General features: G+C 66.8%; 19 protein-coding genes. 11 read left to right on the forward strand and 8 right to left on the reverse strand.

Annotated elements, in window-relative coordinates:
- Positions 1 to 78: 78 nt before the first annotated feature.
- A complete protein-coding gene (metX, locus tag FRZ44_RS23250) occupies positions 79 to 1,248 on the forward strand; it encodes a homoserine O-acetyltransferase MetX (RefSeq protein WP_151179418.1) in 1,170 nt (389 codons plus the stop codon).
- A 79-nt stretch (positions 1,249 to 1,327) separates the two neighbouring features.
- Complete coding sequence (gene metW, locus FRZ44_RS23255) at positions 1,328 to 1,897, forward strand: methionine biosynthesis protein MetW (RefSeq protein WP_407658103.1); 570 nt, start codon at positions 1,328 to 1,330, stop codon at positions 1,895 to 1,897.
- Positions 1,898 to 1,929: 32 nt separating this feature from the next.
- On the opposite strand, the gene FRZ44_RS23260 is transcribed toward metW, so the two are convergent.
- Together FRZ44_RS23260 and FRZ44_RS23265 are read right to left on the reverse strand one after the other, a co-directional pair.
- The gene (locus FRZ44_RS23260) at positions 1,930 to 2,700 is read right to left on the reverse strand and encodes a class I SAM-dependent methyltransferase (protein WP_151179420.1); all 771 of its coding nucleotides are present in this window, start codon (positions 2,698 to 2,700) and stop codon (positions 1,930 to 1,932) included.
- 531 nt (positions 2,701 to 3,231) lie between these two features.
- Positions 3,232 to 3,519, reverse strand: a complete 288-nt coding sequence (locus FRZ44_RS23265; RefSeq protein ID WP_151179421.1) for a GIY-YIG nuclease family protein — start codon at positions 3,517 to 3,519, stop codon at positions 3,232 to 3,234.
- A gap of 167 nt (positions 3,520 to 3,686) precedes the next feature.
- Here FRZ44_RS23265 and gloB point away from each other — a divergent pair, with 167 nt between their 5' ends.
- The 3 genes from gloB to FRZ44_RS23280 are packed head-to-tail and all read left to right on the forward strand — an operon-like array spanning position 3,687 to position 5,631.
- Positions 3,687 to 4,457 (forward strand): hydroxyacylglutathione hydrolase, encoded by a 771-nt coding sequence (gene gloB, locus FRZ44_RS23270; RefSeq protein ID WP_151179422.1) that lies wholly within the window; start codon positions 3,687 to 3,689, stop codon positions 4,455 to 4,457.
- 44 nt (positions 4,458 to 4,501) lie between these two features.
- The gene (locus FRZ44_RS23275) at positions 4,502 to 5,116 is read left to right on the forward strand and encodes a glutathione S-transferase N-terminal domain-containing protein (RefSeq protein WP_151179423.1); all 615 of its coding nucleotides are present in this window, start codon (positions 4,502 to 4,504) and stop codon (positions 5,114 to 5,116) included.
- A complete protein-coding gene (locus FRZ44_RS23280) occupies positions 5,113 to 5,631 on the forward strand; it encodes a cupin domain-containing protein (RefSeq protein WP_318526382.1) in 519 nt (172 codons plus the stop codon). Before FRZ44_RS23275 ends, FRZ44_RS23280 begins: the two co-directional genes overlap by 4 nt.
- On the opposite strand, the gene yddG is transcribed toward FRZ44_RS23280, so the two are convergent.
- The gene (yddG, locus tag FRZ44_RS23285) at positions 5,573 to 6,475 is read right to left on the reverse strand and encodes an aromatic amino acid exporter YddG (protein WP_151179425.1); all 903 of its coding nucleotides are present in this window, start codon (positions 6,473 to 6,475) and stop codon (positions 5,573 to 5,575) included. The two genes, FRZ44_RS23280 and yddG, sit on opposite strands and share 59 nt — an antisense overlap.
- Before the next feature lie 230 nt (positions 6,476 to 6,705).
- Here yddG and FRZ44_RS23290 point away from each other — a divergent pair, with 230 nt between their 5' ends.
- Together FRZ44_RS23290 and FRZ44_RS23295 are read left to right on the forward strand one after the other, a co-directional pair.
- A complete protein-coding gene (locus tag FRZ44_RS23290; protein WP_151179426.1) occupies positions 6,706 to 7,575 on the forward strand; it encodes an AraC family transcriptional regulator in 870 nt (289 codons plus the stop codon).
- Positions 7,576 to 7,690: 115 nt separating this feature from the next.
- On the forward strand, positions 7,691 to 8,413 hold the full coding sequence (locus tag FRZ44_RS23295) for an HAD-IA family hydrolase (protein ID WP_151179427.1): 723 nt from the start codon (positions 7,691 to 7,693) through the stop codon (positions 8,411 to 8,413).
- A 228-nt stretch (positions 8,414 to 8,641) separates the two neighbouring features.
- Here the strand turns inward: FRZ44_RS23295 and FRZ44_RS23300 are convergent, their stop codons facing one another.
- Positions 8,642 to 9,328: a cysteine hydrolase family protein gene (locus FRZ44_RS23300; protein WP_225308413.1), complete on the reverse strand. Its 687-nt coding sequence runs from the start codon at positions 9,326 to 9,328 to the stop codon at positions 8,642 to 8,644.
- A 93-nt stretch (positions 9,329 to 9,421) separates the two neighbouring features.
- Between FRZ44_RS23300 and FRZ44_RS23305 the strand changes: the two genes are divergently transcribed.
- The 3 genes from FRZ44_RS23305 (at position 9,422) to FRZ44_RS23315 (ending at position 13,142) form a co-directional block, all read left to right on the forward strand.
- A complete protein-coding gene (locus tag FRZ44_RS23305) occupies positions 9,422 to 9,832 on the forward strand; it encodes a carboxymuconolactone decarboxylase family protein (protein ID WP_151179428.1) in 411 nt (136 codons plus the stop codon).
- Between the two features lie 403 nt (positions 9,833 to 10,235).
- Entirely contained in the window at positions 10,236 to 11,615 is a 1,380-nt protein-coding gene (locus FRZ44_RS23310) for an aspartate aminotransferase family protein (RefSeq protein ID WP_151179429.1), read from the forward strand.
- 363 nt (positions 11,616 to 11,978) lie between these two features.
- Positions 11,979 to 13,142: an ELM1/GtrOC1 family putative glycosyltransferase gene (locus FRZ44_RS23315; protein ID WP_151179430.1), complete on the forward strand. Its 1,164-nt coding sequence runs from the start codon at positions 11,979 to 11,981 to the stop codon at positions 13,140 to 13,142.
- Between the two features lie 23 nt (positions 13,143 to 13,165).
- Here the strand turns inward: FRZ44_RS23315 and phbB are convergent, their stop codons facing one another.
- From phbB to FRZ44_RS27410, 4 genes are all read right to left on the reverse strand, one after another.
- The gene (phbB, locus tag FRZ44_RS23320; RefSeq protein WP_151179431.1) at positions 13,166 to 13,888 is read right to left on the reverse strand and encodes an acetoacetyl-CoA reductase; all 723 of its coding nucleotides are present in this window, start codon (positions 13,886 to 13,888) and stop codon (positions 13,166 to 13,168) included.
- Positions 13,889 to 13,981: 93 nt separating this feature from the next.
- A complete protein-coding gene (locus tag FRZ44_RS23325) occupies positions 13,982 to 15,157 on the reverse strand; it encodes an acetyl-CoA C-acetyltransferase (protein ID WP_151179432.1) in 1,176 nt (391 codons plus the stop codon).
- A 242-nt stretch (positions 15,158 to 15,399) separates the two neighbouring features.
- A complete protein-coding gene (locus FRZ44_RS23330; RefSeq protein ID WP_225308414.1) occupies positions 15,400 to 16,521 on the reverse strand; it encodes an alpha/beta fold hydrolase in 1,122 nt (373 codons plus the stop codon).
- Positions 16,469 to 16,900, reverse strand: coding sequence for a hypothetical protein (locus FRZ44_RS27410; protein ID WP_225308415.1), 432 nt, complete (start codon positions 16,898 to 16,900; stop codon positions 16,469 to 16,471). Before FRZ44_RS27410 ends, FRZ44_RS23330 begins: the two co-directional genes overlap by 53 nt.
- Before the next feature lie 153 nt (positions 16,901 to 17,053).
- Between FRZ44_RS27410 and phaR the strand changes: the two genes are divergently transcribed.
- Entirely contained in the window at positions 17,054 to 17,779 is a 726-nt protein-coding gene (phaR, locus tag FRZ44_RS23340; RefSeq protein ID WP_151179435.1) for a polyhydroxyalkanoate synthesis repressor PhaR, read from the forward strand.
- Positions 17,780 to 17,876 lie beyond the last annotated feature (97 nt).

A 17,876-nucleotide genomic window follows, 5' to 3' on the forward strand; every position in this document is an offset into this window, starting at 1 on the left:
CGCGAGGGGCGCACCCCTAGCTAATCCGCTGGTTTTCCAGCCCTCTTCGGCCCTCCCCGCGAGACCTCCCCGAACCCGATGGCCGGCCTGACGCGCAACTCACCCGAGGTCCGTGCCCGCCTTCCCGGCGAGCGCGTGGTGTTCGGTCGAAGCCAACCCATGCCGCTCGATTGCGGCGTGGCCCTGGGCCCCTTCACCGTCGCCTACCGGACTTACGGCCGGCTCAACCCGGACAAGTCGAACGCGATCCTGGTCTGCCATGCCCTCACCGGCGACCAGTTCATGGCCGACACCCACCCCATCACCGGCAAATCCGGCTGGTGGAGCAACATGGTGGGGCCGGGCCTGCCGCTCGACACCGACCGCTATTTCGTCTTTTGCGCCAATGTCCTGGGCGGCTGCATGGGGACCACGGGGCCGAGCGATCCCGATCCCGCGACGGGCAAGCCTTATGGCCTGAATTTCCCGGTCGTCACCATTGCCGACATGGTGCGCGCGCAGAAACTGCTGATCGACCATCTCGGCATCGACAAGCTGTTCTGCGTCATCGGCGGTTCGATGGGTGGTATGCAGGTTTTGCAATGGGCCGCCACTTATCCCGAGCGCGTCTTCGCGGCGGTGCCGATCGCCTGCGCCGCGCGCCATTCGGCGCAGAACATCGCGTTCCATGAGGTCGGCCGCCAGGCGATCATGGCCGATCCCGAATGGTGCGGCGGCGACTATCTGACGCAAGGGCGCAATCCCTCGCGCGGGCTTTCGGTCGCGCGCATGGCGGCGCATATCACCTATCTCTCGGAAGCCGCGCTCCATCGCAAGTTCGGCCGCAGCCTGCAGGACCGCTCGCAGCTCACCTACGGCTTCGAGGCCGACTTCCAGGTCGAGAGCTATCTGCGCCATCAGGGCTCCACCTTCGTCGACCGCTTCGACGCGAACGCCTATCTCTACATCACGCGCGCGATGGATTATTTCGATCTCGCGGCCGAGCATGGCGGCATCCTCGCCAATGCGTTTCGCGGGACGCCGGTCCGGTTCTGCGCCGTCTCCTTCACCGGCGACTGGCTGTTCCCGACCCGCGAGAGCCGTCTCATCGTCAATGCGCTGAACGCGGTCGCGGCCAATGTCAGCTTCGTCGAGATCGAGAGCGACGCGGGCCATGACGCCTTCCTGCTCGACGTGCCGGAGTTCTATCGCATGCTCGGCGGCTTCCTTTCCGGCTGCGCGGAACATCGCGGCCTCGATCGCGGCTGAGCGGGGAGAGATCCGGGTGGCGTCAGAGGCTTCGATCAACCAGGCCGGCATCCGCGTCGACCTGCAGCTCATCGCGGACATGATCGCTCCCTCGACGCGCGTGCTCGATATCGGCTGCGGCGACGGCGCGCTGCTCGACTATCTGGTGCATTTCAAGCAGGTCGACGGGCGCGGCATGGAGCTGAGCCAGGCCGGCGTCAATGCCTGCGTGGCGCAGGGGCTCTCGGTGATCCAGGGCGACGCCGACACCGACCTCGCCAACTATCCCGACCACGCGTTCGACTATGCGGTGCTGAGCCAGACCCTGCAGGCCACGCATAACCCCTTGGCCGTGCTGCGCCAGCTCACGCGCATCGGCCGGCGCGCGGTCATCTCGTTCCCTAATTTCGGCCATTGGCGCGTGCGCTGGCATCTGGGGGCGATGGGCCGCATGCCGGTGACGCCGACCCTGCCGTCGAGCTGGTACGACACGCCCAACATCCATCTCTGCACGATCCGCGATTTCTTCGGGCTCTGCCGCGCGAGCGACATCGCGATCGAGCGCGCGATCGCGATTGACGCCAAGGGCCGCGCGCGCCCGATCCGCTCGCTGCAGCTCGCCAATCTCCTGGGCGAGCAGGGGCTGTTTCTGCTGAAGGGTCGGAATTAGGCGGCGCTCTTGCCGAAGTTCCCCGCGCGAGATCAGGTCTCGCCGGGATCCTTGGACAGGCTGCCGCGGCGCGTCTCGCGTCCCGCGATCTGCGGGAAGGCGATGACGGCAGCCTGTCGGCGGCCGCGGGGCGGCCTGACCGAGGCCACGCCATAGAGCTGCTTGCCGGCCTCGATCATCACCACGCCGGCGAAGCGCGAAAACCAGCGGGCGCCGATGCGCTCCCAGGCGGGCGCGGTCTTGAGCATCCAGCTGGTGCGGATCGGCGGCAGGAACAGCGCCTCGCCGTTCTGCGTCGGCATGAACATGTTGTCGCGCATCAGGCGCGAGAGCTGCGAGGGCGAGAAGGTCTGGCCCTGGCCGAAGGGCGTGCGGTCGCTGCGCGCCCAGATGCCGCGCCGGTTGGGCACGACCGCGAGGAGCCGGCCGTCATCGGCCATGACGCGCCACACTTCGCGCAGCAGGTCGCGCAGATGCTCGGCGCATTCGAGCCCGTGCACCAGCAGCACGCGATCGATCGAACGGTCGGGAATCGGCAGGTCGGTCTCGTCCACCAGGGCCGCGAGGCCGCGCTCGCCCGGCGGCCAATGGAGGATGCCCTGCCCCGCCGGCATCAGCGCCAGCACCCGCTCGGCCTCGGGCTTGAACTGGCGCAAGTAAGGCGTGGCATAGCCCAGCCCCAGCACCGACTGCCCGGTCACATCCGGCCAGATCTGCCGCAACCGCCGCCGCAGCAGATGACGCGCCATCTGCCCCAGGGGCGAAGCGTAGAAATCTCGCAGATCGACGGCGTCGTTCCACATGGGCCGAATTTATACCACGGAAGTTGCCGGACGATAAATTGGGGTGGGAGGCAAGGTTTTACAGGCCCGTGCCCCGTCCCTACCGTCACCCCCGCGAAAGCGGGGGCCCGTGCCGATCCAGCGGTGTCCGTCGAAAGTTGGGTCCCCGCTTTCGCGGGGATGACCATGGGAGCAAGTTGCGCAAGATCGCGCGGCCGCAGGGCTGCCGACACCTTGCCGCATTTGTGGGGATCATCGCACCCGCCTCTACCGTCACCCCCGCGAAAGCGGGGGCTCATGCCGATCCAGCGGTGTCCGTCGAAAGTTGGGTCCCCGCTTTCGCGGGGATGACCATGGGAGCAAGTTGCGCAAGATCGCGCGGCCGCAGGGCTACCGACACCTTGCCGCATTTGTGGGGATCATCGCACCCGCCTCTACCGTCACCCCCGCGAAAGCGGGGGCTCATGCCGATCCAGCGGTGTCGGTAAAAAGTTGGGTCCCCGCTTTCGCGGAGATGACTATGAGGGCGGAATGACGCAGGCAACGCCGTTACTACGCGACCAGTCCCGGCGCGAGATCATGCCAATCGGGGTTGTGCTTCTCGATCAGCTCGATCTTCCAGCGGCGATACCAGTTCTTGATGTGCTTCTCGCGCAGGATCGCGCCTTCGGGATTGTCGCAGGTTTCGAAGTAAACGAGCCGGTTCACGCCATAGCGCTTCGTGAACCCGGGAACCTTGGCGCCCTTATGCTCTGCGACACGGCGAATGAGATTGTTGGTGACGCCCACATAAAGCGTTCCATTTCGATCCGAAGCGAGGATGTAAACGTAGAAGGACATCGCTTGCGACACACTTGGGTCCCCGCTTTCGCGGGGAGGACGTTTTAGTTGTATTATTTAATGTAATATACACGCCATTTTACTACGAGGTTCGTGGATAGCAGCTCTTGGGCGCCTGCGGCGGCGCTGCTAGAGTTGGGACCTGCTGCACCAACACTGCACCACCCATGACCCCGCTCGAGATCGCGCTCGTTCCGCTGCTGAAAGACAATTACGGCTACCTGCTGCATGAGCCGAATAGCGGGCTGACGGCGGTTCTCGATCCGTCTGAAGCCGAGCCGGTGCTGGAGGCGGCCGCCGCGCGCGGCTGGCGGCTGAGCCATATCCTCAACACCCATCACCATGGCGATCATTGCGGCGGCAATGTCGAGCTCAAGGCGGCAACGGGCGCGCGCGTGGTGGGGCCCGCCTATGACCGCGCGCGCATCCCGGCGATCGACGAGGCCGTGGACGAGGCCTCGGGTTTCCAAATGGGCGACGCCCGTGCCCGCGTGCTCTTCATCCCGGGCCATACCCGCGGCCATATCGCCTTCTGGTTCGAGGGCTCCAAGGCGCTCTTTTGTGGCGACACGCTGTTCTCGCTCGGCTGCGGGCGCATGTTCGAAGGCGATCCGGTCATGATGTGGGGCTCGCTCTTGAAGCTCCGCGCGCTGCCCGGCGAAACCCGGATCTATTGCGGTCATGAATATACCGAAGCCAATGCGCGCTTCGCGCTGACCGTCGACCCCGACAACAAGGCGCTGCAGGCGCGCAGCGCGGCGGTCAAGTCCTTACGTGCCGAGAACAAGCCGACGATCCCGTCGACCTTGGCCGAGGAGCGCGCCGCCAATCCTTTCCTGCGCGCCGACGACGCCGCGATGGCGCAGCGCCTCGGCCTCGCCGGCAGGCCTGCCCACGAGGTGTTCGGCGAGATCCGCCGGCGCAAGGACCAGTTCTGAGATCGCGCGCCTCCGCGCTCCCCTCTCTCACGGAGATTCCCATCATGACCCAGCTCGCCCTTCGCTATTCGCCCACCAGCCCCTATGTGCGCAAGGTCCTGGTCGCGGCCATCGAGATGGGCCTCGACGACCGGATCCAGCGCATCCCGACCGCGCCCTGGGATCCCAAGACCGACCTGCCCAAGGACAACCCGCTGTGCAAGGTGCCGGCACTCCAGACCCCGGAGGGCTGGCTCTATGATTCGCTGGTGATCTGCGAATATCTCGACAGCCTGCATGCGGGCGCCAAGCTGTTTCCGCCGCCGGGCCCCGCGCGCTGGCAGGCGCTGCGTCATCACGCGCTGGCCGACGGCGCGATGGATGCCGCGATCCTCCGCCGGCTCGAATCGCAGCGCCCCGACGGCCAGCGCTCGCAAGCCTGGATGGACCGGCAGAAGGCCGCCGTCGAGCGGGCGCTCGATTCGCTCGAGGGCGACGCCAAGGCGCTGGTCGATCTGTCGGACATCGGCGCCATCGCCATCGCGGTGATGCTGGGCTATCTCGATTTGCGCTTCGCCGCCGACGAATGGCGTCGCAACCGTCCGGCCCTCGCCGCCTGGTATGGACGCGTCAGCCAGGACGAATCGATGAAGGCGACCGTGCCCAAGGATCCGGCGTGAGCCAGCCGCTCTCCGACACCGCGCCGGGATTGATCGAGCAGCTCGGGCTCGAGCGCCATCCCGAGGGCGGCTGGTATCGCGAGACCTACCGGCACAAGACGGCCTCGGGCGGCCGCGGCCATGCGACCGCAATCTATTATCTGCTCGAGGCGGGCGACGTCTCGCGCTGGCATCGCGTCGGCGATGCCGACGAGCTCTGGCTCTACCACACCGGCGGCGCGCTCGAGCTGACGCTCTCGCCCGACGGCGAGCGGCGCGACGAGCATCGGCTGGGGCTCGACATGGCGGCGGGCGAACGGCCGCAGCTTCTGGTGCCGGCAGGCTGCTGGCAGACCGCGCGGTCCTTGAGTCTGTTCACGCTGGTGACCTGCGTAGTGGCACCGGCCTTCGTCTTCGAGAGTTTCGAGATGGCGCCGCAGGGCTGGCAGCCCTCGGTCGCGCCGTCGCGCGCACCCCTCAGCGCGACCTCCTGGCAAAGAGGCCTCCGGCCGCGAGTGCCGCGCCGCCGACGATGAGAAGGGCACCCGCCGCCAGCACCCAGCTCGGCGCGGCACGGCCCGCCAGGATCAGCAACAGCGTCGAGATCAAGGGCGAGGCATAGGCGAGGCTGCCCAGCGCCTGGATGTCGCCGCGCTTGACGCCATGGTCCCAGACGAAGAAGGCGGCCCCCACCGGCCCGATCCCCAGGAGCAGGATCGCGGCCGCATTGCCGATCGTGGGCGTCACCCAGGTCTCGAAGATCAGGTGACAGGCGAGACCCAGCAGCGCGGTCACGCCGCAATAGACCCCGACCGCATCGCTGGGTACGGCGGCCATCCGCCGATTGAGCAAGGAATAGATCGACCAGGTGAAGGCGCAGGCGAGCGCTGCCAGATAACCCAGCGCATAGGCGGGCTCGAAGCCGAAGCCCTGGCCTTTGGTCACCAGCAGGCCGGCGCCCGCAAGCCCGCAAAGCCCGCCCAGGATATGAACCGGCTTGAGGCGTTCGCCCGGCAGGAAGGCCGAGAACAGCACGATCAGCAACGGCCAGAGATAGCAGATCAGGCTGGCCTCGACCGCCGGGGCGCGGGCGAGCGCGTTGAAGTAGAAGACGTGATAGAGGAAGAGCCCGCCCACGCCGGTGACCCAGGCCCGGACCGGCAGCCGGAAGCGACTCGCGACCGAGGTCCCGCCACGCGCCGCCTCGACGACCCATTTGCCCAGGACCAGCAGGAAGGCGACGGCGAAGGTCATGGCCACCAGCTCGAACGCCGGCAGTGGCTGCGCATAGGTCGTGAGCAGCGCCAAGGCCGCCCAGAGCAGGGGCGCGACGGCGCCGATGAAGGTGGCCCTGAGCCGGGCGCTCCGCTCGCCGGTCATGGACGCCTCCGTTCCAAGGCAGTCCGGTTGAGGGCTCCCAAGAAGAAGCTCGTTGCCCCGTCTTCTTCCCCTGCCCCAACTTTTGGGGGAGGGCAGGGAGGGGGATGACTCGGTCCACGATCTCGTCGGGATTCAAAGGGGCCGATACCGAGCAGCCCCCTCCTCAACCCTCCCCCAAAAGTTGGGGCAGGGGATGAGATGGAGCGGCGGCTGGCGCAGAGAGCGATGGGATGGCCGTACCTCCGCTGCCGCGGCCCCGCCGGCGGGTGACGGCGGAGCGCCGTCATGGCAGCATGGGGCGATCCCCGCTTCCGACCCGGCCGGACCGTCCCATGCGCGTCACCGATCTTTCCCTGCGCTCCTACCGCGATACCGCCCTCACCCACAGTCATGATCATCATCAGATCGTGCTGGCGCTGGCGGGCGCGCTCGAAATGGAGGTCTCGGGCCGGCCCGGCCGCGCCGAGGCGACCTCGATGGTGGCGGTGGCGCCGGGCCGTCCGCACAGCTTCCGTGCCAGCGGCACCAACCGCTTCCTGGTGATCGACTGGCAGGCCGGGCCCAATGAGAGCGACGCCGCTCAGCGCCTGATGTCCGCCTGCGACCGCGAGCCCTTCCTGCGCCTGGATCAGCGCCTGCTGCCGCTGCTGCGCTTCCTCGAAGACGCCTGCACCGATGGCAGCATCGAGGACGCGGAACGCGAGGAATGGGGTCGCCTGCTGCTGGGCCGGCTGGGCGCCGGGCTCGACCGACGCTCCTTCGTCGTCGCGCGACGGCTCGACCGCGCGCTTGCCTTCATGGAAGCCGGCAAATCTCGCGCCCTCACCATGGCCGAGATTGCGGCCGCCGCCCATACCAGCGCCGGCCATCTCCACGCCCTGTTCCAGCGCGATCTGGGGCGCACGCCGATGCAGCATCTGGCGGAGATCAGGCTCGACCACGCGATGAAGCTCCTGGGCGACAGCGATATCTCGATCGCGGCGGTGGCCGCGGCCTCGGGCTATGGCGATCAGAGCGCGCTGACGCGCGCGCTCAAGCGCCGGCGCGGCATTACACCCGCGCGCTACCGCCAAGGCCAGCGCCGCAACCGCCGGACCTGAGTCCCGGTCAAAGAGAGCGGAGACGCAGTCAAGACCGGCGGACGCGGATGCGCCCATCATCTGGCTTCGCCAGGGCCCGTCGCGGATTCTCGGCCGACCTCAGGGAGACGCCGCCATGCGAATCACCGATTTCGACGTTCTGACCTTCGATTGCTACGGCACATTGATCGATTGGGAGAGCGGCATCCTCGCGGCCCTGGCGCCCTGGCGCAAACGCGCGGGCGTCACGCTCGGCGACGAGGCGCTGCTGACGCTCTTCAGCGAAGTCGAATCCAAGATCGAGGCCGAGCGCCCGGCGCTGCTCTATTCCGACCTGTTGACGGCGACGCTGCGGGAGATGGGCGGGCGCAGCGGCCACGCGGCGACACCGGCTGAGGCCGCGGCCTTCGGGCAGTCGGTCAAGGACTGGCCGGCCTTTCCCGACAGCGCCGAAGCGCTCAGCTATCTCAAGCAGCACTACAAGCTGGCGATCCTCTCGAACGTCGACCGCGCCTCCTTCGCGCACAGCGCACGCAGGCTGGGGCAGAACTTCGATCTGGTCGTCACGGCGCAGGATGTCGGTTCCTACAAGCCGGCGCTCGCGCATTTCGAGGTGGCGCTGGCGAGGCTCGCCGCCATGGGCATCCCCAAGCAGAAGGTGCTGCATACGGCGCAGAGCCTGTTCCACGACCATGTACCGGCAAAGAAGATGGGACTCGCCAGCTTCTGGATCGACCGGCGCGCCGGCAAGACCGGCACCGGCGCCACCAAGCCCCCGCCCGAGCCCGTGAAACCGGACTGGACCGCGCCGAGCATGGCCGCGATGGTCGAGATGCATAAGCGCGAGAAGGCACGCTGAAAGCGAATCTGACTCCGAGTCAGATGACGCAGATCGCGCACACCCCTCCCCCTACCCCCTCCCACAAGGGGAGGGGGCTAGAACTAACAACAATCGTGTTCTCTCCTAATCGTAGATCCGGCGAAGGAAAGAAAAATCCACGCCCCCTCCCCTTGCGGGAGGGGGTAGGGGGAGGGGAGACGCGCATCTGACGCAGAACGGCAGAAGCGGGATTCGGGCGAAGCGAGCTTAAGGAAGCGACGAGAACCCTGCGATCACGTCCTTCGCCTTGGCGACGACGCCGAACAGGCCGCCCTCGATCGTGGTCATATAGACGGCGGCCTCATGCGCATAGGCATCGCCGCTGGCGCAGCCATCCTCCACCAGCAGGCATTGATAGTTGCGATCGTTCGCCTCGCGCAGCGTCGTATGCACGCAGACATCGGTGGTGCAGCCGGTGAAGAGCAGATGGGTAATGCCCCGCGCGCGCAGCACATGGTCGAGATCGGTGGCACAGAAGGCGCCGTTCGCGGTCTTGTCGATGATGATGTCTTCGGGCGCCGGCGTGAGCTCGGGGATGATCTGGAAGCCGGGCTCGCCGCGGACCAGCAGCCGTCCGGTCGGGCTCGGCTCGCCCACCGGCAGGCCCGCATGTTTGTGGCGCCATTGCTCATAGGGCGTGCGGTCGGCGAGATCGGCGCGATAGCCCTGGCGGGTGTAGACGATGGGACAGCCGGCGCGGCGCGCGGCCGCGATCAGGTCGCGCACCGCCGGGATGATCGCGCGCAAGGCCGAAGCGTCGTAACCCTGCCGCGCGAAATAGCCCTGCTCGGAGAGGAAATCGACCTGCAGATCGATCACCAAGAGGGCGGTCGCCGCCGGCTTGAGCTTGCCGTCATAGGGATAGTCGAAGGGTCGCGCCTTGATCATGGTCATCTCTGCTCCTTGCGCGCGGCTTTGCCCCCTGGCCGACGCGCGGGGATCGTGCCAGCATCGAACCAAGCTTGGCAATCATCCAGGAGAGATCCCATGGCGCTGGTGAAGCTGATCGAATATGCGGAAGCCGGACCCGAGGTGCGCGCGGTCTATGACGACATCATGAAGACGCGCAATGTCGACTGGATCAATAATTTCTGGAAGGCGATCGCCCACGACCCCAAGACGCTGAAACGCACCTGGGAAAGCGTGAAGGAAGTGATGGCGCCGGGCGCCCTCGATGCGCGCACCAAGGAGCTGCTCTATCTCGCCGTCAGCGTCACCAACAACTGCGAATATTGCATCGTCAGCCACATGGCCGGCGCCCGCAAGGCCGGGGCCAACGACGCGATGCTGGCCGAGCTGATGGCCGTGGTCGGCATGGCCAACGAGACCAACCGCCTGGTCAATGGCTGGCGCGTCGAGGTGGACGAGAAGCTGCAAAAGGCGGCGAGGGGCGGGTGAGACGTCTCGAACGAAGCCAACCTGCAGCCTCTTGATGGCCTTGGAGGTTATCTATGGTTGAAGACTCGCCGAAACCCAACCAGACTGTACCTGACTTGCGGCGAGACCTCTTTAAAATCGAGGAGATCAAGCGCGGTCTCGCAGAGGCCGATGCAGGCGAATTCGCCTCGGATGCCGAAGTTGTCGCCCTGTTCGAGAAATGGCGCCACTTAGGCCGCGGAGGCTCGTTTGGGAGCCCCACTTCATCCTAGCAGGCCCTTCCCCCGCGACCCGCGCTTTCGCATAATCTGTATCCCTGATCGGGATCCGCCCATCCGGCACCCGAGATCTCGCCCACGGCCTTGCATCGCGCCGATCGACGATTCCGCCGGTCCGTGCACGCCCCTTGCCTCGAGGAGTTTCCATGACCGCCATTCGCGCCAATTACGATGCCGCCCGGTTGCGCCGCCTCGATGCCGCGCACCATATCCACCCCTTCTCCAACGCCACCCAGGTGGTGGCCGAGGGGGGCGGGCGGCTCTTCGCCCATGCCGACGGCATCTACATCTATGACGTCGACAACAAGCGCTATCTCGACGGCATGGCCGGGCTCTGGTGCGTCAATGTCGGCTATGGCCGCGAGGAGCTGGTCGAGGCCGCCGCGCGGCAGATGCGCGAATTTCCCTATTATTCGAGCTTCTTCGGCGGGACCACGCCGCCCACGGTCGAGCTCGCGGCCAAGCTGGTCGAACTCCTCGGCCATGGCCTCAACCACATCCTGTTCGCCAATTCCGGCTCCGAGGCGAACGACACGGTGGTGCGCCTCGTGCGCCATTTCTGGAATCTCGAGGGCAAGCCCAAGAAGAAGGCCTTCATCTCGCGCCGCTTCGCCTATCACGGCTCGACCATGGCGTCGGCCAGCCTCGGCAATTGGGGCACGATGCATGAGCAGGCCGACCTGCCGCTGCCGGGCTTCCATCATGTCGGCGCGCCCTACTGGTACGCCGAGGGCGGCGACCGCGATCCCGAGGCCTTCGGCATCGCCTGCGCCCAGGCGATCGAGGCGAAGATCCTGGAGCTGGGGGCGGAGAATGTCGCGGCGGTGATCGGCGAGCCGGTCCAGGGGGCGGGCGGCGTCATCGTCCCGCCCAAGAGCTATTGGCCCGCGGTCGAGAAGATCTGCCGCAAGCATGACGTGCTGCTGGTGGCCGACGAGGTGATCTGCGGCTTCGGGCGCACCGGGAACTGGTTCGGCTTCGAGACCCTGGGCTTTACGCCCGACATCGTCACCATGGCGAAGGGATTGTCCTCGGGCTATCAGCCGATCTCGGCCGTGGCGGTCAACGACCGCGTCGCCAAGCCGCTGCTCGCGGCCGGCTACTGGCTTCATGGCTTCACCTATTCGGGCCACCCGGTGGCCGCCGCCGTGGCGCTCAAGAACATCGAGATCATCGAACGCGAGAACCTGGTGGGCAAGGTCGCCAAGGAGACCGGCCCCTATTTCGCGCAGCGCCTCAAGACCCTGGAGCAGAATCCGATCGTGGGCGAGGTGCGCACGCTGGGGCTGCTCGGCGGCATCGAGCTCGTTGCCGACAAGAAGACCCGCCGGCGCTTCGATCCCCTGGGCCATGCCGGCAATGTCTGCCGCGAGCGCTGCCTCGCCAACGGCCTCATCATGCGCGCGAGCTTCGAGACCATGGTGCTCTCGCCGCCGCTTACCATCACCAAGGCCCAGATCGACGAGCTGGTGACGCTGGCGGGGCGGGCGCTGGATGAGACGGCAGCGGAGTTGCTGAAGCGCTAGGGCTTGCGCGTCACCGAGCGTCGGCGCCCACTACGAGCGTGATCAAAGCTTAAAAGTAGAGCAGAGCGATCACATCAATTTAGGGGGTAGGGGGAGGGGCATGGTTCAAGAAAAAAACCTGTCCTGCCACCATCAAACTCACTCGAAGCATTGAAGCAGAGCGGCGATGAAGCCGGCCCCGTCGGCCGCAAGTGGGACCTCTCGCCGAGGTTGCAGTCGTGTCGCTCGGATGCGGGATCTCAGTCTTTTTAGTTGTTCCATTTCTCGACTGTATCCCCGTTCGTGCAACCACCGGCGGCATCTTGGCGCAGTGCGCTCGCGCGCGTCGGGCTGATATTCCTGACGGCGCGGGGGGACCACGCCATGACCATTCAATCTCGACATGGGGCCGCCGGTTCGGCAAGCCAGGCCGGCGAGACACGTGAACGCCAGACGCCGCGCGTCTGGACACTCATACACAAGCGATGCGGCGACAATGAGCAGACGCTAGCCTTGGCCGAGGCGTTGCGCTGGCCGTTCACCGCCATCGAGCTCGACACGCCTAAAGCCAATGGGCGCCGGCTCGGCGAATGGCGCCGAGCATGGCATGGGGTGGGCAGCGCGCCTGGATCGCGACTGGAGCGCCCGGATCTCGTCATCTGCTGCGGCTGCGATGCGGAAGACTTTGCGCGATCGATCCGGAAGGCAGCTGGCGTCGGAAATACGCATCTGGTCTATATCGGCCGACCGCGGGCGCGATTTGCAGAGTTCTCCCTGGTCATATCGACGCCGCAATATGCCCTGCCAGCGAGGCCCAATGTCGTCGAGCTGGATCTGCCGCTGCACCGGGCGCGCCCCGATCGGATCGCGGCGGCCCTGAAGATCTGGACCCCGCGTTTCGCGCATCTTCCGCACCCGCGCATCGCGCTGCTGATCGGCGGAAGCACGGGGCCATTCGCGCTGGACGCCCCGGCGGCCGCAAGGCTCGCCCGTCGCGCCAGTGCGCGCGCCCGCGCGACGGGGGGTTCCCTGCTCGTCACCACGAGCCATCGCACGCAATCCTGGGCGATCACGGCCTTGCTCGACACGCTCGACGCGCCGGCGCACATCCATCGCTGGTCGCGCCATGTCGCGGAGAACCCCTATCTGGCCTATCTCGGGCTTGCCGACGAGATCATCGTCACGGGCGATAGCATGTCGATGATCGCCGAGGCCGCCGCCACAGGAAAGCCGCTTCATCTGTTCGATCTGGGCGAAGGCGCCTATGCGATGCGTGAGGATGCGCCGATCGGCCGCCAATTATGGCTTCGGCCGCAGCTTCTGGCGCGCATGCTGCATTTCAAGATGGTTGAGGCGCTGATGCCGCCGGATCGCCGGCGCGACATCCGCCGCATCCTCGGCAACGTCGTCGCCTCGGGGCGCGCGGCATGGCTCGGCGACCCGCTGCCCGCCGACCCTCTGCTCACATCCCGCCACGGTCTCGATGAGGTGATACGGCGCATCCAGAGCTGGTTCGAGCCGGCACCGGATTCGGCCGAAGCCCGCTGAATCCGTACCCGCTCTGCCGAAGCTCAGAGCATATATTGCCCACCATTGATGGTGAGCTGCGAGCCGGTGATGAAGCCGGCTTCGTCGGCGGCGAGGAAAGTGACGCAGCGCGCGATCTCCTCGGGCTCGCCGAGGCGGCCGACCGGGATCTTGGCGACGATCTTCGCCAGCACCGGCTCCGGCACGGCGCGGACCATGTCGGTGTTGATATAGCCGGGGCAGATGGTGTTGACAGTGATGCCCTTGGCGGCCGATTCCAGTGCCAGCGCCTTGCTGAAACCGTGCATGGCGGCCTTGGCGGCGGCATAGTTCGACTGGCCGAACTGGCCCGACTGGCCGTTGATCGAGCCGATATTGATGATCCGCCCGAAGCCCCGCTCGCGCATCGATTCGATCACCAGCCGCGAGAGGTTGAAGCAGCTGGTGATGTTGGTGCGGAGCACCTCGTCCCAGATCTGCGGGGTCATCTTGTGCAGCGTCGTATCGCGGGTGATGCCGGCATTGTTGACCAGGATCTCGATCGGCCCATGCTCGGCGGTGATCTTCTTGATCGCGGCCTCGCAGGCCGCAAAGTCGCCGACATCGAACTTCATCGCCGGGATGCCCGTCTCGGCGGTGAACTCCCGCGCGGCCGCGTCGTTGCCCGAGTAGTTCGCGACCACGCGGTAGTGGGCCTTCTTCAGGGCCTCCGCGATGGCGCGGCCGATGCCGCGCGTTCCGCCCGTCACGAGCGCGAGCCTGGTCATGATGTTCTCTCCCTATCCCTGCCGGCCTGTTGTCCAGGCTTCTCGATCTGTTCAACCAAGACGAAACGCGTCAGCGTTCCACGCACCCCAGCGTCAACGCTCCACGCACATGGCGATGCCCATGCCGCCGCCGATGCAGAGCGTGGCAAGGCCCTTCTTCGAGTTCCGCTTCTGCATCTCGTGCAGCAGCGTCACCAGTACGCGCGCACCCGAGGCGCCGATCGGATGGCCGATCGCGATGGCGCCGCCATTGACATTGACCTTGCTCGCGTCCCAGCCGAGCTCCTTGTTGACGGCACAGGCCTGCGCGGCGAACGCCTCGTTGGCTTCGATCAGGTCGAGATCGCCGATCTTCCAATTGGCCTTCGACAGCGCCGCGCGGCTGGCCGGAATCGGCCCCGAGCCCATGATCGCCGGATCCACGCCGGCCGTGGCCCAGGAGACGATGCGCGCGAGCGGCGTCAGCCCGCGGCGCTTGGCTTCCTCGGCCGTCATCAGCACCACGGCGGCCGCGCCGTCATTGATGCCCGAGGCATTGCCAGCCGTGACCGTGCCGTTCTCCTTGATGAAAGCGGGGCGCAGTTTCGCCAGGGTCTCGACCGTGGTGCCGGCGCGCGGATATTCGTCGGTATCGACGGTGATGTCGCCCTTGCGGTCCTTGATCGTGACCGGCGCGATCTCGTCCTTGAACTTGCCGGCCTGCTGCGCCGCCACGGCCTTTTGCTGCGAGCCCGCCGCGAATTCGTCCTGCTGGGCGCGTGTGATCTGCCATTTCTGCGCGACGTTCTCGGCGGTGTTGCCCATGTGATAGCCGTTGAAGGCGTCCCACAGCCCGTCCTTGATCATGGTGTCGACCATCTCGGCCGGTCCCATCTTCACGCCATTGCGCAGATGCATCGCATGCGGCGCCTGGCTCATGCTCTCCTGGCCGCCGGCCACCACGATCTTGCTGTCGCCGCCGCGGATCGCCTGGAAGCCCAGCGCCACCGCGCGCAGGCCCGAGCCGCAGAGCTGGTTGATGTTGTAGGCTGTCTTCTCATAGGGGATGCCCGCGCCGACCGCCGCCTGGCGCGCCGGATTCTGTCCTTCGGCCGCGGTCAGGATCTGGCCGAGCACGACCTCGTCGACCTCGCCGGGCTCGACCTTGGCGCGCGCTATGGCGGCCCTGATCGCGACCTCGCCCAGCTTATGCGCCGGCAGGCTCGACAAGGATCCGTTGAAGGATCCGACCGGCGTGCGCGCCGCACCGACAATGACGATCTCGGACATGGGACGGAACTCCTTGCTGCTCCTCGGACGATTGCGAACATCCGCGAGGAAAATGGGGAAGGCCGCTTTCGGGCTCTTCTGGGGGAGCCCGGACGGCTCGTCTCATCCGACCTTAACCGGGCGGGGCCGGGCCCCGCAAGCCGAGGTCCCTGTCGTGGGAAAGCCCGTGATGTCGCAGGGCTTTGTCGCTGCTCGTCATGACACGCAAATGCAACGAAGCCCCCATGCCGGTGACTTGCCGTTCAGTTGCCGCGCCGCGCCATCCACGCCGCCAGGGGATGCCAGAGTTTCAGCTTGGCGCTGCCGCCCACCACCATCCCGATATGGCCGGCGGCGGGGGTCAGGCGTTCGGCCCCCGGCAGCGCCTTGGCCAGCGCCAGCGCCGAGGCCGGCGGCACGATGCGGTCCTGGTCGGGGATGACCACCAGCGACGGCAGATGGACCTTCGCCGGATCGACGATCTCGCCCGCGACCACCCAGCGCAGGGTCGCGGGGCTGTTCTCGCCATACCAGCCCGTCATGCATTCGCGCGCGACGGGTGCCGCCAGCGGCACGCCGTCATTGAGCCAGTCCTCGAGGGCCACGAACAGCTTCGCCTTGTCGCTCTCCGGATCGAGCTCGGCGAAGGCGAGGAACTTGCGGACGATCTGGAACGGATCGACGCCGGCGAAGAGTGCCTGCAGCGCATCGACCGGCATCTCACCCAGTTGCGCCAAAGTCGGCTCCAGCGCGGCCGCCATGGCGCCGATGAGCTTGCCCTGCTCGGGATGCTCGGCGTGGAAATCCCAGGGCGTGGCCATCAGCACCAGTCCCGCCAGATCGCGCTGGCGGGTCTGCGCCGCCGCCAGCGCCAGCAGCCCGCCCATGCAATAACCGAGCATCACGATGGGACGATCCGGCTCGCGCTCGGCCACGGCATCGAGCGCGCGCGAGAGACGGCCGGCGATATAGTCGGTGAGGTCGAAGCGGCGCTCGGCCGGACCCGGCGCATCCCAATCGAGCAGATAGGCCGTGAAGCCTTCGCCCGCGAGAAACCGCATCAGGCTGCGATCCTCGTCGAGATCGAGCACATAGGCGCGATTGATCAGCGACGGCACGACGAGAAGCGCCGGCCGGTGCACGGCGCCTTCGCCGGATTTCGCCTTGTCCTTCGCCGCAGCGAATTTCAGCAGCCGCGTCGTGCCTTCGCGCCAGGCGACCGGCGGCTCGGCGACCTGGCGCCGGGCGGGAAAGGTCCGATAGGCGACGATGCCGGCGGCGAGGCGGTCGAGCCGAGCGACGGTCTCGCGCTCCAGCGCCGCGGCGAAATCGTCAGGATCGAGCTTTGCGAGATCGAGGCCGAGCGGCGCGAGATTTTCCGGCAAGGGCGGCCTCGATGCCGGCGACGCGGCGCTCCAGATCCGCCAGCTGGCGAGCGAGCTGGTCCAGCCGAGCATTGCCGTCAGGAGATGCTGCGGCAGCGGCCGGGGGCCGAGCCGTGGCGGCGGCGTCCTGCTTGCGGCTGCGGCTTCGGCCATGACCGTCCTCGTTCTTTCCCGGGGCCTCGTTCTTTCCCGGGGCCTCGTTTTTTCCCGGGGCCTCGCTCACGCCGCCGCTGGCCGCGACCAGAGTGGCGCCCATGGCCGCGACCGTGCGAGCCACCTGATCGAGCAGCGCCGGATTGCTGCCGAACGCCGTGAGCTGGCTCTCCCACAGATCGAGATAGCGCTTGGCCAGTTGGGCGAGGTCGGGCGGCTCGGCCATGACGTCTGGGCCTCTGGTTCGGAGGCCCGACTATAGCCAAGCCCTTGGCCTGTTTCCACTTGCTGCGGCGCGGGGCGAGAATCCTCGCGTTGCACAACCGGGCCGGAATCCTGCTATGCTGCGCCGCAACGGGTGACGACAGAGGTGACGCGCATGGAGGAAAAGACCGAGGAAAAATCGGGGGCCAAGGCGCCGATCACCATCAAGAAATATGCCAACCGGCGTCTCTACAACACGGCCACCAGCAGCTATGTGACGCTCGACCATCTCTGCCAGATGGTGAAGGACGGCGTCGAATTCGTGGTCTATGACGCCAAGAGCGGCGAGGACATCACCCGGTCGGTCCTGACCCAGATCATCGTCGAGGAGGAATCGAAGGGCGGGCAGAATCTGCTTCCCCTCAACTTCCTGCGCCAGCTCATCAGCTTCTATGGCGACAATCTGCAGTTCCTGGTCCCGCGCTATCTCGAGCAATCGATGGAATCCTTCGCGCGCAACCAGGAGCAGATGCGCCGCTACATGCATGACAGCCTCGGCGGCATGTTCCCGTTCGGCCGCTTCGAGGAAATGAGCAAGCAGAATCTGGTCTTCTTCGAGCGCGCGATGCGGATGTTCAATCCGTTCCAGGCCGGCATGCCGCCGCAGGCCGGCGGCGCCCCGGGCGCGACGCCCCGCCCGAGCGAAGGGCCGCCGCGCGCCAATGCGACGCCGCCGGCGGGTTCGCCGCCGCAGAGCGAGGATCAGATCGAGGAATTGCGTTCCCGGCTGGAAGCGATCCAGCGCGAGATCTCGTCGCTGGTCGGCAAGGCGCGCGAGGAACAGAAGTCCGAGGCCAAGCCGCCCAAGACGCCCGATAAAGGCGCGACCGACAAGAGCTGAGCAAACCAGGTTATCCCCTCCCCCGCTTCGCGGGGGAAGGGTTAGGGAGGGGGATCACGCGACATCGATCGCGTTTGCCCCCTCCCTAGCCCTCCCC

Source organism: Hypericibacter terrae, assembly GCF_008728855.1.
Taxonomy (GTDB): Bacteria; Pseudomonadota; Alphaproteobacteria; order Dongiales; family Dongiaceae; genus Hypericibacter; species Hypericibacter terrae.

Coding starts and splice junctions, on each gene's coding strand:
- phaR (WP_151179435.1), top strand. CDS start 17,054: ATGGAGGAAAAGACCGAGGAAAAATCGGGGGCCAAGGCGCCGATCACC.
- phbB (WP_151179431.1), bottom strand. CDS start 13,888: ATGACCAGGCTCGCGCTCGTGACGGGCGGAACGCGCGGCATCGGCCGC.
- yddG (WP_151179425.1), bottom strand. CDS start 6,475: ATGACCGGCGAGCGGAGCGCCCGGCTCAGGGCCACCTTCATCGGCGCC.
- FRZ44_RS23315 (WP_151179430.1), top strand. CDS start 11,979: ATGACCATTCAATCTCGACATGGGGCCGCCGGTTCGGCAAGCCAGGCC.
- metW (WP_407658103.1), top strand. CDS start 1,328: ATGATCGCTCCCTCGACGCGCGTGCTCGATATCGGCTGCGGCGACGGC.
- FRZ44_RS23295 (WP_151179427.1), top strand. CDS start 7,691: ATGCGAATCACCGATTTCGACGTTCTGACCTTCGATTGCTACGGCACA.
- FRZ44_RS27410 (WP_225308415.1), bottom strand. CDS start 16,900: ATGGCCGAGCCGCCCGACCTCGCCCAACTGGCCAAGCGCTATCTCGAT.
- FRZ44_RS23290 (WP_151179426.1), top strand. CDS start 6,706: ATGGCCGTACCTCCGCTGCCGCGGCCCCGCCGGCGGGTGACGGCGGAG.
- FRZ44_RS23300 (WP_225308413.1), bottom strand. CDS start 9,328: ATGACCATGATCAAGGCGCGACCCTTCGACTATCCCTATGACGGCAAG.
- FRZ44_RS23275 (WP_151179423.1), top strand. CDS start 4,502: ATGACCCAGCTCGCCCTTCGCTATTCGCCCACCAGCCCCTATGTGCGC.
- FRZ44_RS23260 (WP_151179420.1), bottom strand. CDS start 2,700: ATGTGGAACGACGCCGTCGATCTGCGAGATTTCTACGCTTCGCCCCTG.
- FRZ44_RS23325 (WP_151179432.1), bottom strand. CDS start 15,157: ATGTCCGAGATCGTCATTGTCGGTGCGGCGCGCACGCCGGTCGGATCC.
- metX (WP_151179418.1), top strand. CDS start 79: ATGGCCGGCCTGACGCGCAACTCACCCGAGGTCCGTGCCCGCCTTCCC.
- FRZ44_RS23310 (WP_151179429.1), top strand. CDS start 10,236: ATGACCGCCATTCGCGCCAATTACGATGCCGCCCGGTTGCGCCGCCTC.
- gloB (WP_151179422.1), top strand. CDS start 3,687: ATGACCCCGCTCGAGATCGCGCTCGTTCCGCTGCTGAAAGACAATTAC.
- FRZ44_RS23305 (WP_151179428.1), top strand. CDS start 9,422: ATGGCGCTGGTGAAGCTGATCGAATATGCGGAAGCCGGACCCGAGGTG.
- FRZ44_RS23265 (WP_151179421.1), bottom strand. CDS start 3,519: ATGTCCTTCTACGTTTACATCCTCGCTTCGGATCGAAATGGAACGCTT.